This window comes from Nocardia sp. NPDC047648 (assembly GCF_040642815.1).
Taxonomy (GTDB): Bacteria; Actinomycetota; Actinomycetes; order Mycobacteriales; family Mycobacteriaceae; genus Nocardia; species Nocardia gamkensis.
This window is the reverse complement of the sequence record NZ_JBEYSX010000005.1, coordinates 315,114-327,317: the sequence shown is the minus strand read 5'-3', so window position 1 is coordinate 327,317 and position 12,204 is coordinate 315,114. Positions and strand designations below refer to the sequence as shown.

Below are 12,204 nucleotides of genomic sequence, written 5' to 3'. Positions count from 1 at the left end.
TGCTCGCCCCGGGTTGACGTAGTCGGCTACTCGTGCCGTTCGTTCATGGCCTGGGCACGATAGCCAGTGTGAGGTAGCCGAGATCCGGCCGCTGTACGTCTGCCGAATGAAGACCCACGCCGCGATCGAGTGATGAAATGGTGCTCATCGACCACAATGCCCCGCATAGGACGTGTTCCCAGCTCACATTGATCGAGGAATTCGCCCTGCACAGCGGTGGCCGCCGGATTTCCGTCCCGCACGCTGCCGAACGGGTGCTGACCTATCTGGCACTGCTGAATCGACCGGTCTCTCGTGGCCGCCTCGCCGGTGCGCTATGGCCGGAATGCGCTGGTCACTGCGCGGCGCAGCGTCTGCGAACCGCGCTGTGGCGCCTGCGCCGCATTCAGGACGCAGTCGTGGAGATCAACGGTGATCGGCTTCGCCTCCATTCGAACGTGGCCGTCGATCTGGCATACCTGAGCGAATTGGCGCAGAAACTGATTCACCAGCCCTGCTCGGAGGACCTCGCACGCGTCCCGATGCTCCTGAATCGCGCAGCACTGCTGCCGGACTGGGACGAGGAGTGGGTGGTCATCGACCGGGAACGGTACCGATTGGTCTGGGTCGCGGCGCTGGAAGCGGCGGCCGAGTCGTTGCTGAAGCGCCGACAGGTCGGCGCCGCCCTGATGGCCGCGTCGGCGGTGGTGGCAGCAGAGCCGCTCCGGGAAAGCTCCCGCCGGATCCTGATGCGTATTCATCTCGCGCAGGGCAACAAGATCGACGCCCTCCGGGAATACCAGCGATACCGAGGCCTGCTGGCGGCCGAGTTCGGCACGGAGCCGTCGCCGGAATGCGACGAACTTCTCCTTCACGTCCACGAGTGCGGCACCGCGACGATCGAGTCGCTCCCGAATCCCTGACACGAGGTGCACGGGCGCCGTATCGATGGGTGGCGTAGGCCATCGGACACTGCCGTGCCCGACCCAACGGTGAAGTGACGGCGACGTGACGCGCATGAGGAACACTCCGCCGGTAGGGAACCTGACCACATCACCCTTTGCTTCCAGGCGGTTGCATCATGAATTTTCGCGAACAGATCCAGGCGGCGTGGTTGAAGCAAATCGAGGCCGCAGCAGAGCGTTACGTCGAGACCGAGACCAAGCGTGAAGACATCGAGCAACGTCGCAAAATAAAGGACAGCCCGGTTGTCGACTCTCCGGAACAGATCAGCGCTCGGGCGCAGCGGCTGGCGACCAGCGGCGAGGTACCGGTCGAGGCCATGATCGAAGCAGGCAGAACCGAGCCCTCCGACCGGATTACGACGCTCGAGCGAATCATCGGCGCCAGTAATGAACTCCAACCGGTCAACTTCCTTTGCCGCGGCGCTCGCACTGCGGCCACGGTCGCGCGGATCTCGCTGAGTCGTAACGGCCGAGAGGTACCTATGGGCACCGGGTTCCTCGTATCGCCCCGGTTGCTCCTGACCAACAATCACGTACTTCCCGATCAGGACACCGCACGGCAGGTCGTGATCGAGTTCGGCGCCGAGACGACGATCGACAACGAGCCCCACCTTCCCGCGCGGTTCCGTCTCGACCCCGACTTCTTCGTCACCGATGAGCACCTGGACTTCACTCTTGTGCCGGTCCGTCCCGGCGTCGACGGCACGCCGCCCGGGGATGCCGTGGGCTGGTGGAACCGCCTGATCGTGGACCAGGGAAAGATCGTCATCGGTGAGGCGATGAACATCATCGGCCACCCGATGGGCAGGCTGAAGGAGATCGGGATCCGCCGAAACCAGCTCGACTTGCAGCTCGATGACTTCTTGCACTATTCGACCGATACCGAACCGGGGAACTCCGGCTCACCGGTCTTCAACGACCAGTGGGAAGTCGTCGCGCTGCACCACTCGGGGGTGCCGCGCACCGACGATCAAGGCCGGATTCTGCGCCGCGACGGCGCAGCCTGGCACGAGGGCGACGGCGACGACTCGATCGCCTGGACCGCCAACGAGGGAGTGCGCATCAGCGCGATCCTCACGCACCTGGCCGGACTGCAGCGTTCGGCGCACGACCAGCAACTCCTCACCGAACTCGGTCCCGACGCCGGGCCGGTCACCCGACCACCGGCGGTCGGCCACCGCGTCGCACCTGCCGAGGACCGCACCGAGCTGGTATCCGCGGTGCCGCGTGAGAGCACAGAACTCCGCCATGGCCTCCCCGCCCGAGCAGGGGCCTTCGGCGGTACACGTCATCTGCTGTTCCTGCACGGCCGCAGCCAGCACGGCCGGGATCCCGAGCTCGTGCGCCGCGAGTGGACCGCCGGACTCAACAAGGGCCTCACCCTCGCCGGGCTCACTCCGCTCGATCCCGCGGATGCGTACTTCCCCTTCTACGGCGACCGCTTGGCAGCCCTGCTGCAGCCCATGGAGGGAACGGCTCTCGCACCTGAAACCATGGCAATCGACCATGCCCTCGCCATGGCGCCGACCCCGCCGCCGGCTCGCCAACTGTACGAACAGATCCTGCAGAACGCTGCCGCGGATGCCGGCATGCCCGACGAGGACGATCTACCGGCCGACCGCATCGAGGTAGAAGGACTCGGTTCGATCGGCAGCGCGCTCGTGAGCAGGCTGCAGCGACAACTCAGCTGGCTGGCTGCCCGCACCGACCTGGACGAACTCATCATCGCCCAGGTCTTCCGGGACGTCGCCATGTACCTCGCCGACGAGCAGATCCGGCAAGCGGTACTCGACTGTGTCCTCGAGACCGTCCCCGCTTCGGGACGGCTCACCCTGGTCAGCCACAGTCTCGGCACCGTGGTCGCGATGGATGTGCTCACCCGGCTCCAGCCCCAGCTCGACGTCGCCGTGCTGCTCACTCTCGGCAGTCCCCTCGGGCTGGACGCGGTCCACGGCAAACTCCTGGTCCGCGGACCGCACCGGCCGGAGCGTGTCGGCGACTGGCTGAATGCCTGGTCCGCGGTGGACCCGATCACCATCGGCTGCCCGCTGCGCCATATCTGGAAAGGGCAGCTGCGGGAGATCCCCGTCGACAATCCCAAGGAGCGGGCACACAGCATCGCCGAATACCTCGCCCATCCCGCTGTCGCGCAAGCCATCCACAACGGCGTTGCCCCGACGACGGGACCATGACGCAGAGTCCGGCCGCGCCGCCCGCGAGGGCCTGATTGCGCGCCTGCTGCCGAACCAGCCGGGACCGCACCGGCCATGTGCGCGACTACCCACCCCGCGCCGGAGCGGTCGCTGCACGTGATCCGGTTCGGTGCTGCAACACCAGGCTGTGGTGACCCCTCCGTCCGATGTGCCGGATCGAAACGGGCTCGCCGCCGATCTGTCGGGATGGCCACGACCCCGCGCGGGCGGTCAACGGGACTGCGGATTCCTGGTTAGGGCGACCGCGCCGAGGGCTGCGGCGACCAGCCCGACCACCAGGGCCAGGAAGCCGCCGACGATCCCGTATCCGGTGCCGGGACCGCCTTCGGCCGCGGCCACGACCAGCCCGCCGATCACCAGGCCGGTCAACCCCGCAGCCAGCGCGGTCGTCGCGGCGCGACGTCCGGTGTGGCGGATGAGGACGCGGATGCCGGTGACGACCCCGACAAGTCCCACCGCGACACCCACCAGGGACCAGAAACGCCCGGCGGTCAACCCTGAGGCGCCCGACCGGGCAAGGATTTCCGAGGCGGCGAGTACATGAGATACGGACATGACATGCTCCTTCTCCAACGACTGGGACGTGGACATCCTCTCCGCCACACCCGCTTCCGGTCGTCCTGCGCGCGCAGGCACTTCACGCTGCCGCCGAGGGCGTAGGAAACCAGAGGAAGTACTGCCCGCGCAGTAGACGGTGATCATTCCCGTGCACGACGTCCCAACGCGGACACGGGGTTAGGGTGCACCCATGGAACGGGTTCGGGACTGGGCGATCGCCGTGGGCATCGCGGTATTCCAGCTCGTCTCGGGATTGTCGGGGCCCGCGGTCGGGTGGGTGCTGCTGGTCGCGGGCGGGCTGTCGTCGGCCGCGAGCCGCCGAGCGCCGGTCGTGGTGCTGGCGGTGACGGGGCTGACCGCGTTGGCGTACCAGGCCCTCGGGGTCGACGTGCCCGCGGTCGCATTCTTGTTCGCCGTGTATGCCGCGTTCCGTGCGGGGCAGCGGGTGGCGGCCGTGGCGGGATCGGTGATCATGGTGCTCGTCATGCCCTTCGCGTTGCTGATCTCGCCGCGCGGACTGCTCATGGGCGAGGCGTTCGCGCAGACCCGGGGCGTGCTGCAACTGGCGTGGCTGGTCGCCGCGGGCGCGGCGGGTGAAGCGCTGCGGCAGGCCGAGCGGCGGGCCGAGGAGGCCGAGCGCACCCGCGAGGAGACCGCACGGCGGCGGGCCGACGAGGAACGGCTGCACATCGCTCGCGAGTTGCACGACTCGCTGACCCACCAGATCTCGGTGATCAAGGTGCAGGCCGAGGTGGCCGTGCACCTGGCCCGCAAGCGCGGTGAGCAAGTGCCAGAGGCGCTGCTGGCGATTCTGGCGGCCGGTCGCGAGGCATCCCGGGAACTCAGGGCCACCCTGGAGGCCCTGCGCGACGACCGCGCACCGTCGCACGGGCTCGATCACGTGCCGGAGCTGGTGGAAAGGGTCCGCGCGACCGGCCTGGACGCGAGATTGACGGTCGAGGGACAGCGTGCGGACCTGCCCGCGGCCGTGGACCGGACCGCCTACCGAATCGTCCAGGAGTCGCTGACCAACATCACCCGGCACGCTGCTGCCGACACCGCCTCGGTCCATATCGAACACCGCCCCGACGCCCTGGTGATCCGGGTCGACGACGACGGCCGAGCCACGCCGGACACCGTGCCGGTGCCGGGTGTGGGGCTGCTCGGAATGGGAGAGCGGGTCACCGCCCTCGGCGGCCGGTTACACACGGCGCCCCGCGGCGGGGGCGGTTTCACCGTCTGTGCCGAGCTGCCCGTGGAGCGGGCGCCTTGATCCGCGTCCTGCTGGTCGACGACCAGCCGCTGATCCGCAGCGGTTTCCGTGCGCTGCTCGACGTGGAGGACGATATCGACGTGGTGGCCGAGGCCGCCGACGGCGCGCGGGGCGTCGAGCTGGCCCGCGAACACCTGCCCGACATCGCACTGATGGACATCCAGATGCCTGTCGTGGACGGCATCGAGGCGACCCGGCGCATCGCCGCCGACCCGGCCCTGAGCGGGGTGCACGTGGTGATACTGACCAACTACGGCCTGGACGAGCACGTCTTCGACGCCCTGCGCGCCGGTGCGGCCGGGTTCCTGGTCAAGGACATCCATCCGGAGGACTTCCTGCACGCCGTCCGGGTCGCGGCCCGGGGTGACGCACTGCTCGCGCCGTCGATCACGCGCAAACTGATCAACCGGTATGTCAGCCGGCCACTGGACTCCGGTGAGGCTCCCGGTCTGGCCGGGCTGACCAACCGCGAGCGGGAGGTCGTCACGCTTGTTGCCCGGGGCCTGTCGAACGACGAGATCGCCGAGCACTTGGTGATCAGCCCGCTGACCGCCAAGACCCACGTCAACCGGGCCATGACCAAGCTCCACGCCCGCGACCGCGCTCAACTGGTCGTCCTGGCTTACGAATCCGGCTTGGTGATCCCGCGCCGAGCCTGACCAGCACCTCGCCTCGCTCGGCCCGTCCGCTCAGGACTCGAAGCTGCTCGTGGCCACATCCGGCCGGGCGTGGCGACCGCAGGCGTTCGGTTCACCCGGCCGTCCATGGCTGCAATTTCTCCGGATTCCGGATCGCCCAGATGCGGGTGATCCGGCCGTCGGCGATGTCGAAGGCGTAGACCGTGACGATGGCGTCGTCGAGCCGTGCCACCAGGCCGGGCTGGCCGTTCACCGTGCGCTCCAGCAGGGTCACCGCAGGGCCGTAGGTGGCGATCTCCATCCAGGCGCGGGCGATCTCTTCGCTGCCGTGGATCGGGTCGAGGAAGGCCAATGCCAGGCCGCCGCCGTCGGCCGTCGCGGTCGCCTGCGGATCGAGCAACCCGATCAGGGCCTCGATATCCCCTGTCTCCCAGGCTCGTTTGAAATCCCGGACCACCTCGGCGCGCTCGGTGCTCGACGGACCCCGGGTGGTATCGATGCGGCGGCGGGCGCTGGAGGCGAGCTGCCGGCAGGCCGCGGGAGTGCGCCCGACGATCTCGGCGACCTCGGCGAAGGAGTAGCGGAAGACGTCGTGCAGAACGAACGCCACGCGCTCGGCCGGAGTCATCGAATCCAGCACGACGAGAAAGGCCATGCTGATCGACTCGTCGAGGGTGACCCGGTCGGCGGGATCGACGGAGTCGGGACCATCGAGCCATTCGGACCGGCCGGGTACCGGCTCCGGAATCCATTCGCCCACATACCGTTCCCGCCTGGCGCGCGCCGAGCCGAGTAGATCGAGGCAGATCCGGCTGGCAACCGTCGTCAACCAGGCGCCGGGCGCCTCCACCTTCCCGCGCTGCGCCTCCGGCAGCGCGTACCAGCGCGCGTAGGTCTCCTGCACCACATCCTCGGCCTCGGCCAGGGAGCCGAGCAGACGGTAGGCGAGATTGATCAGCTGTCGGCGTTCACTGATCACCGCGCGCAGGTGCGGGTCGGTCATGGTCGTCTCCTTCGGTGTGTGCGTCCTCACCGAAACCGACGAATCAGCGAACCGATTTGTGAGGCGGCCTGACATTCCGGACGGCTGCGTCGTCGGAAGGTTGTGACACCTTCAGCAGAGCAGGAGTTCCGGAAATGACCAGAATCGGGATTATCCTCGGCAGTACCCGCCCCAACCGCAACGGCTCGCAGGTCGCCCGGTGGGTCCTGGAAACGGCATCGCAGCGCGGCGACGCGGAGTTCGAACTGATCGATCTGCGCGACCACCCGTTACCGCATCTGGACGAACCGGTGGCGCCGATGTTCGGCCCATCGAGCAACGCCCATACCCGCGCCTGGGCCGAGCGCATCGCCCCGTTCGACGGCTTCGTGGTGGTGACCCCGGAGTACAACGGCGGGGTCCCCGGAGTGCTGAAGAACGCCTTCGACCACCTGTTCGCGGAGTGGACCGACAAGGCGGTCGGATTCGTCTCCTACGGCGCGGGCGGCGGCGCCCGCGCGGTGGTGCAGTTGCGGACGGTCTGCGGCACGCTGGGCATGGCCGACGTGGGCTATCAGGTCACCGTCTCGGTGCTCACCGATTTCGAGAACTACACCACCTTCACACCGCGCGACCACCATGCCGCCGCCCTCGACAAGACGCTGGATCAGCTCATCGCCTGGAGCACCGCATTGGCGCCGCTGCGGACCGGCACCGAAACCACTCTCTTGAATTCCTGAGGAGCCGATGATGACCGGAATCAACCACTTTCAGTCAGCCGACACCGAGGCGGAGGAAGTCGAGCTTCGCCGAACAATCGACAAGGCGGTCGAAGGACTGCGAGTCAAGGATCTCGAGGTCCTGAGGCAGCTGTACACGCCCGACGTGGTGTCCTTCGATGTCGAGCCGCCGCTCCAGCACGTCGGGATAGCGGCGAAACTCGAGAACTGGGCGAAGGTGTTCCTGGTCTTCGAGAGTGTGACCTACGAGGTGCGCGACCTGACGTTCACCGTAGGCGGGGATGTGGCGTTCGGGCACGCCTTCGCTCGGCTCAGCGGCACGCTGAAGAACGGAGCGGCAACCAGCGGTATGTGGGTCCGGGTCACGTACGGCATGCGGAAGATCGACAACACCTGGCTGATCGCTCACGACCAGGTCTCGGTACCGCTCGACATCTCCAGTGGCAAAGGCGTGGTCGACCTCGAGCCCTGACGGGTCGCAGCAACGTTGTCGAGAACCTGGCGCATCGCTCGAGACGTTGTGATGCCGATATCCGACCGCATCGAAGGCCCGGGGCCGCCCACCACAGCGGCCCCGGGTCTCGCTCGATGCCTTGCTTCTCCTGATCGGCTTCCTCGCAGCCGGCGGTGTCGATCGTCGAGTCTGTCCGCCGCGACCAGTGGCGTCGGCCGAACCGGCGGCCTCCACGGAGAGCCCGCGTGGCGGATGCCGGATCGGACAGCAAGGTGCCGACGGGTGATCGGATGACGTAGCCCCAGGCGATGCGCGGAGCAGACAGGCCGTCGAACGAGCGGCGTAACCTATTCGATCGCTTTTGAGACGATGTCGTCGGCGAGGGGAGCGACCGCCGCGATGATCTCGGCCGTGATAGCCGGCGGCGTACCAGCCGCTCGGAGGGACTGAGTCAGATGTTCGGCGACGCGGTCGAAGTGGTGCCGGGTTATGCCTCGACCTTGGTGGACCTGCTTCATCCGCGGCCCGGTGTACGGCGTCGGTCCTCCCAGTGCGGCGGCGAAGAACTCGACCTGGCGGCCCTTCACTCGCGGCATGTTGACGCCGGTGAAGAACGGCGCCAGTTCCTCGTCGGCCAGGATGCGGGCGTAGAGGTCTTCTACGACGACTTCGAGGGCGGCGTGGCCCCCGGCGCGGGCGTACAGGGTGCGGTCGTAGGGCGTGGCCGACGTTGTGTCCACGGTGGGCTCCTCGGATTGCGGGCGATCAGATGTGCGTTCGGGGACGGCGACTCGGCTTGTCGGCAATGACGACGGATTCGGAGCTGACGAGCGGTGCGGGCCGGTCGGGGTGACATCGCGCTGAATCCGCTGAGAGCTCGAAGATTCCGTAACAACTTCGGTTCCGATATCGCCGCTCACGCCAACCTCCGTACTCGCTCGGCGCCACGGGGTCGCACACCAGGGCGCCGCCCTGCTCGCTTCGCCGCACTCGATAGCACCTGATTATGTTACTGTCTATTCCGCTTGGTAGGCGACTGCCGCAGGTGCGGATCACTCGGTGCGGCACTCGATTGCGGACCGCACGAAAGTGCAGTTAGATCCGCATGAATCCGCTTTGTTCGGCTCATTTCACGCAGACGGTGTGCTGGTTAAGTAAGTTATTCAATATACTGCAGTGAACGCCGGTGCTGCGGGCGGCGAAAATCACGAGGCCTGACAGCGTGGTGAGGCCCGCTGCCCGGCCGGGCTCGGCGGGACCGCAGCGCGGGGTGCCGCGCATTTCGGCGGCCGGTGTCCGGCGTCGAAGCGCTGAATCGTCCACGCTCGGTACCCGCGGCACTGGCCACGGCGGCACGAAGACTCGGACGGCAGTCTGGCGAAGTGACCCGGCTCGGGGGGCGACGGACCTGCGGTCGCCGCGTAGACCGCGGAGGACCGTAACGCCCCGGCATCAGGGCCTCGCGATCGGCCGTCCGCGTGGTGCTCGCTCGGTAGGCTCGCGCGTGGTCGGCAGACGATATCGGGAGGCGAGCGCCGATGGCGGGAACGGATCGCTGGTCATGGCCGCGTGCCCTCGGTACGGACGGCCCGGCGGCAGCGATCTGTATACGGTTGTCGGTGGGGTTGGTGTTTCTCAGTGAGGGGATCCAGAAGTTCCTCTATCCGGACAAATTGGGCCCGGGCCGGTTCGAAAAGATCGGTATCCCGGCGGCGACCTTCTTCGCGAACCTCGACGGCGTCGTCGAGATCACCTGCGGACTCCTGATCGTCGTCGGACTGCTGACCCGCTTCGCCACGCTGCCGTTACTGGTCGATATCGTCCTGGCGATCGTGCTGACCAAGTTGCGAGAGCTGCGCCCGGGCGGGTTCCAAGGAGTAGAAGGCATCTGGGGGATGGCCCACGACGCGCGCACAGATGTCGCGATGCTGCTCGGACTGATCTACCTGCTGTGGGCCGGGCCCGGCGGCTGGTCACTGGACGCCCTGCTCACACGGCCGGAACCACCAGGACGCCGACGATCCGACCGGTGACTCCGAAGCTGGTCCACCCCACGCCGATCACTGCATTGCGGCCCGCAACGCTTCGCGCGCGAGGATCGCGCGGGAAAAGTTACTCGCCAGGTCCTGCAACCTTGCCTCAACGAAGCAAGGTGATCATGACAGGATCTCGATCATGCCGATTTCCACCAGTTCGTTCGACCATGTTCGCTTGACAGTGACCGACATCGACAAATCCCGGGCTTTCTACGACGCCGTCTTCGGCTGGCCGATCGCGTGGGAGTGTCCTGCGGACGCGGACGAAGCCACCCGTGCGCGATTCGGGTTCCTCTTCGGCGGTGTGATCTACCAGATGGGTGATGCACTGCTCGGGCTTCGCCCTGTCGCCAGCGACGAGTTCGACGAAGATCGAGTAGGACTCGACCACCTCGCCTTCGCCCTCGCCACTCGGTCGGATCTCGATTCGGCGGCTGCCTTGCTCGACGAACTCGGCATCCCGCACGAGGGGGTGAAAGATCTCGGTGCCATGTACATTCTGGAATTCCGCGACCCGGACAACATCGCGCTGGAGTTGGTCGTACGCAAGCAGTGATCGCGCCTTTCCCGGAAAGCCTCGGCCTGGGCATCCGCGGTGGCACATATGGCGCATGGAAGTCGTCCTGGCCTGAGCCGTCTCAACAGGTGGCGGGGACCGTGTCGCCCGCGAGCCGGAACTCGAACCGGATCGCGCCCGGACTCTGCGCGGGCAGGACGATGGCCGCGCCGCGCCTGGGTGTCCAGGTCCGGGGGACCAGGATGTAGTGGTCACCGATGCGGCTCAGTGGCGCCAGCCCGTCGTAGCGGAAGCGGTAGGCGGATCCGGAGGCGGGATCGGCGCCGCAGGACGCCATGCGGACATCTGACCCGGAAAGGTGGAGCTCCTTTTCGCTGTAGATGATGACCTGGGAACTGGTGGGCAGTTGCGCGGCCCATTCCCGCGCCCTGGTCTGACCGACCGCAACCGAGTAATCGGTGGCGATCCAGAACAAGTTGATGCCGACCATGAGGAACAGGATCACCCACTCGGCGACCGCTGCCGCCTGTGACGGCGGCGGCGCTGTCGCGGGGAGGCTTTCACGCAGACGCTGACGACGCAGCACGACCAGCAGCCAGAAGATCAGCACTCCAGCGATGATCGACAGCGGTGCCACGCACAAGCCCTTGTTGAGCGGTGTCACGACGTATATCCGGGAGACCCCGTTGAGGAGGACTGCCCCGGCGATCACCGCGATCACGGAGGTCGCCCACCGCCCGGGGCGACGGGCACGGACCGACTCCGGAAGCGCGACGTATCCCCACAGCACCGCCATACCGATGAGACCGACGAGTGTCAACGGCACGAACAGCGCGTCGACGGTGCGCATCAGGTACTCGCGGATGCTCGGATTCAGCGTCGTCGAGTCGACACCGAAGTAGTTGAAGTACCAGTAGACATGTGCCCAGCCGAAGTAGAACAGCACAGCGGTGAGCAGCGTTGTCGGCGCGACCAGTTGCCCGATGGATCTCGCGACGTGAGCGAACCCGTCGAACGCCGATACCGCCGCGGGTGTGGGCGCCTGCTCATCTGGTGGTTGTGACATGCGGCTTGCTCGTCGCCGTCTCGGTGGGCGTTCGGGTTCGGGTGGTCGAGTCGGTTCCGGTGGGGGAGACGGTCGCGGTGGAAGAATCGGTCTGCGATGTCGTCTTCGGTTCGAATCCATCGGTGTCGCAGGGAAATTTCTGCGAGGGCAGTGTCCCGGTGAGAAGCGTCAGTGTCGAGCCGGACGTCAGGATCAGCGACCCGTTCGCCGACTGCTCGGCCGGGGTCGAATCCTGCTTCGCGCCGAGGAAGCCGGAGTATTGGCAAACGCTGCGGCCGGTGTCGGCCTGGTCCTGCGCAATGGCAACGCTCGCGCAGCCGCCGCAAGCGGCGGCTATGCGCTGCACCGCCAAGTCCTCGACCTCGACGATCGGTGCGCCCTGAAGTTCGGTGAACGCCGGAATACGGAAGGGCGCCCCCGCCGCCTTACCGGCATCGGTTTTCCCTGGACGGACCAGCACTTCGTCGCCCTGCGGTGCAGCGGTTGCGGACGGCGACCGGGTTGTCGTCGCGGTGTCCGCTTCCTGGTCGGGTATCGACGTGGCGCACGCCGCCACCGCGACCGCCACCGCACCCACGACCAGCATTCGCCGAGCGAACATTTTCCCTCCCCGCATTCCGGAGTGCGATCACGTCGAGCGTTTGGTCGATGCGCATTCAGCGCATGTCGCACCACTGATCATCGCTCAAATAATCAGCGGCAGCGGTAATTTCCCCACATCTTGTCGCGTTTGCCGATTCCCGAGTCGCGGTGGATAGCGCATACACCTGCGCCGCCCTCGCG

The 12,204-nt window shown here is 67.1% G+C and carries 13 protein-coding genes; 8 read left to right on the top strand and 5 right to left on the bottom strand.

What is annotated here, in order from left to right:
- Positions 1-137: 137 nt before the first annotated feature.
- Together ABZ803_RS14245 and ABZ803_RS14240 are read left to right on the top strand one after the other, a co-directional pair.
- A complete protein-coding gene (locus ABZ803_RS14245) occupies positions 138-902 on the top strand; it encodes a BTAD domain-containing putative transcriptional regulator (protein WP_357037047.1) in 765 nt (254 codons plus the stop codon).
- Between the two features lie 158 nt (positions 903-1,060).
- The gene (locus ABZ803_RS14240; protein ID WP_357037044.1) at positions 1,061-3,136 is read left to right on the top strand and encodes a serine protease; all 2,076 of its coding nucleotides are present in this window, start codon (positions 1,061-1,063) and stop codon (positions 3,134-3,136) included.
- Between the two features lie 231 nt (positions 3,137-3,367).
- Here the strand turns inward: ABZ803_RS14240 and ABZ803_RS14235 are convergent, their stop codons facing one another.
- Positions 3,368-3,712 carry a DUF6223 family protein gene (locus ABZ803_RS14235; protein WP_357037041.1) on the bottom strand — a complete coding sequence of 115 codons (345 nt, stop codon included), beginning with the start codon at positions 3,710-3,712 and terminating at the stop codon, positions 3,368-3,370.
- Positions 3,713-3,905: 193 nt separating this feature from the next.
- Between ABZ803_RS14235 and ABZ803_RS14230 the strand changes: the two genes are divergently transcribed.
- Both ABZ803_RS14230 and ABZ803_RS14225 read left to right on the top strand, forming a co-directional pair.
- Positions 3,906-4,988, top strand: a complete 1,083-nt coding sequence (locus ABZ803_RS14230) for a histidine kinase (RefSeq protein WP_357037038.1) — start codon at positions 3,906-3,908, stop codon at positions 4,986-4,988.
- Entirely contained in the window at positions 4,985-5,647 is a 663-nt protein-coding gene (locus ABZ803_RS14225; RefSeq protein WP_357037035.1) for a response regulator transcription factor, read from the top strand. Before ABZ803_RS14230 ends, ABZ803_RS14225 begins: the two co-directional genes overlap by 4 nt.
- Positions 5,648-5,738: 91 nt before the next feature.
- On the opposite strand, the gene sigJ is transcribed toward ABZ803_RS14225, so the two are convergent.
- The gene (gene sigJ, locus ABZ803_RS14220) at positions 5,739-6,629 is read right to left on the bottom strand and encodes an RNA polymerase sigma factor SigJ (protein ID WP_357037032.1); all 891 of its coding nucleotides are present in this window, start codon (positions 6,627-6,629) and stop codon (positions 5,739-5,741) included.
- Between the two features lie 134 nt (positions 6,630-6,763).
- On the opposite strand from sigJ, the gene ABZ803_RS14215 reads away from it, so the two are divergent.
- Together ABZ803_RS14215 and ABZ803_RS14210 are read left to right on the top strand one after the other, a co-directional pair.
- Positions 6,764-7,348, top strand: a complete 585-nt coding sequence (locus ABZ803_RS14215) for an NAD(P)H-dependent oxidoreductase (RefSeq protein WP_357037029.1) — start codon at positions 6,764-6,766, stop codon at positions 7,346-7,348.
- A 10-nt stretch (positions 7,349-7,358) separates the two neighbouring features.
- Positions 7,359-7,820 (top strand): nuclear transport factor 2 family protein, encoded by a 462-nt coding sequence (locus tag ABZ803_RS14210; RefSeq protein WP_357037026.1) that lies wholly within the window; start codon positions 7,359-7,361, stop codon positions 7,818-7,820.
- A gap of 329 nt (positions 7,821-8,149) precedes the next feature.
- Here the strand turns inward: ABZ803_RS14210 and ABZ803_RS14205 are convergent, their stop codons facing one another.
- Positions 8,150-8,542 (bottom strand): group 1 truncated hemoglobin, encoded by a 393-nt coding sequence (locus tag ABZ803_RS14205; protein ID WP_357037023.1) that lies wholly within the window; start codon positions 8,540-8,542, stop codon positions 8,150-8,152.
- Positions 8,543-9,340: 798 nt separating this feature from the next.
- Here ABZ803_RS14205 and ABZ803_RS14200 point away from each other — a divergent pair.
- The gene (locus ABZ803_RS14200) at positions 9,341-9,835 is read left to right on the top strand and encodes a DoxX family protein (RefSeq protein ID WP_357037020.1); all 495 of its coding nucleotides are present in this window, start codon (positions 9,341-9,343) and stop codon (positions 9,833-9,835) included.
- A 142-nt stretch (positions 9,836-9,977) separates the two neighbouring features.
- Positions 9,978-10,394, top strand: coding sequence for a VOC family protein (locus ABZ803_RS14195; protein ID WP_357037018.1), 417 nt, complete (start codon positions 9,978-9,980; stop codon positions 10,392-10,394).
- A gap of 82 nt (positions 10,395-10,476) precedes the next feature.
- On the opposite strand, the gene ABZ803_RS14190 is transcribed toward ABZ803_RS14195, so the two are convergent.
- Positions 10,477-11,421: a hypothetical protein gene (locus ABZ803_RS14190; protein WP_357037015.1), complete on the bottom strand. Its 945-nt coding sequence runs from the start codon at positions 11,419-11,421 to the stop codon at positions 10,477-10,479.
- Positions 11,402-12,007: a hypothetical protein gene (locus ABZ803_RS14185; protein ID WP_357037012.1), complete on the bottom strand. Its 606-nt coding sequence runs from the start codon at positions 12,005-12,007 to the stop codon at positions 11,402-11,404. The genes ABZ803_RS14190 and ABZ803_RS14185 overlap by 20 nt, the downstream gene beginning before the upstream one ends.
- Between the last annotated feature and the right edge of the window lie 197 nt (positions 12,008-12,204).

What these genes read in the sequence shown, in the direction of transcription:
- ABZ803_RS14245 (WP_357037047.1), top strand. Translation starts at nt 138, where the DNA reads ATGGTGCTCATCGACCACAATGCCCCGCATAGGACGTGTTCCCAGCTC.
- ABZ803_RS14240 (WP_357037044.1), top strand. Translation starts at nt 1,061, where the DNA reads ATGAATTTTCGCGAACAGATCCAGGCGGCGTGGTTGAAGCAAATCGAG.
- ABZ803_RS14235 (WP_357037041.1), bottom strand. Translation starts at nt 3,712, where the DNA reads ATGTCCGTATCTCATGTACTCGCCGCCTCGGAAATCCTTGCCCGGTCG.
- ABZ803_RS14230 (WP_357037038.1), top strand. Translation starts at nt 3,906, where the DNA reads ATGGAACGGGTTCGGGACTGGGCGATCGCCGTGGGCATCGCGGTATTC.
- sigJ (WP_357037032.1), bottom strand. Translation starts at nt 6,629, where the DNA reads ATGACCGACCCGCACCTGCGCGCGGTGATCAGTGAACGCCGACAGCTG.
- ABZ803_RS14215 (WP_357037029.1), top strand. Translation starts at nt 6,764, where the DNA reads ATGACCAGAATCGGGATTATCCTCGGCAGTACCCGCCCCAACCGCAAC.
- ABZ803_RS14210 (WP_357037026.1), top strand. Translation starts at nt 7,359, where the DNA reads ATGACCGGAATCAACCACTTTCAGTCAGCCGACACCGAGGCGGAGGAA.
- ABZ803_RS14200 (WP_357037020.1), top strand. Translation starts at nt 9,341, where the DNA reads ATGGCGGGAACGGATCGCTGGTCATGGCCGCGTGCCCTCGGTACGGAC.
- ABZ803_RS14195 (WP_357037018.1), top strand. Translation starts at nt 9,978, where the DNA reads ATGCCGATTTCCACCAGTTCGTTCGACCATGTTCGCTTGACAGTGACC.
- ABZ803_RS14190 (WP_357037015.1), bottom strand. Translation starts at nt 11,421, where the DNA reads ATGTCACAACCACCAGATGAGCAGGCGCCCACACCCGCGGCGGTATCG.
- ABZ803_RS14185 (WP_357037012.1), bottom strand. Translation starts at nt 12,007, where the DNA reads ATGCTGGTCGTGGGTGCGGTGGCGGTCGCGGTGGCGGCGTGCGCCACG.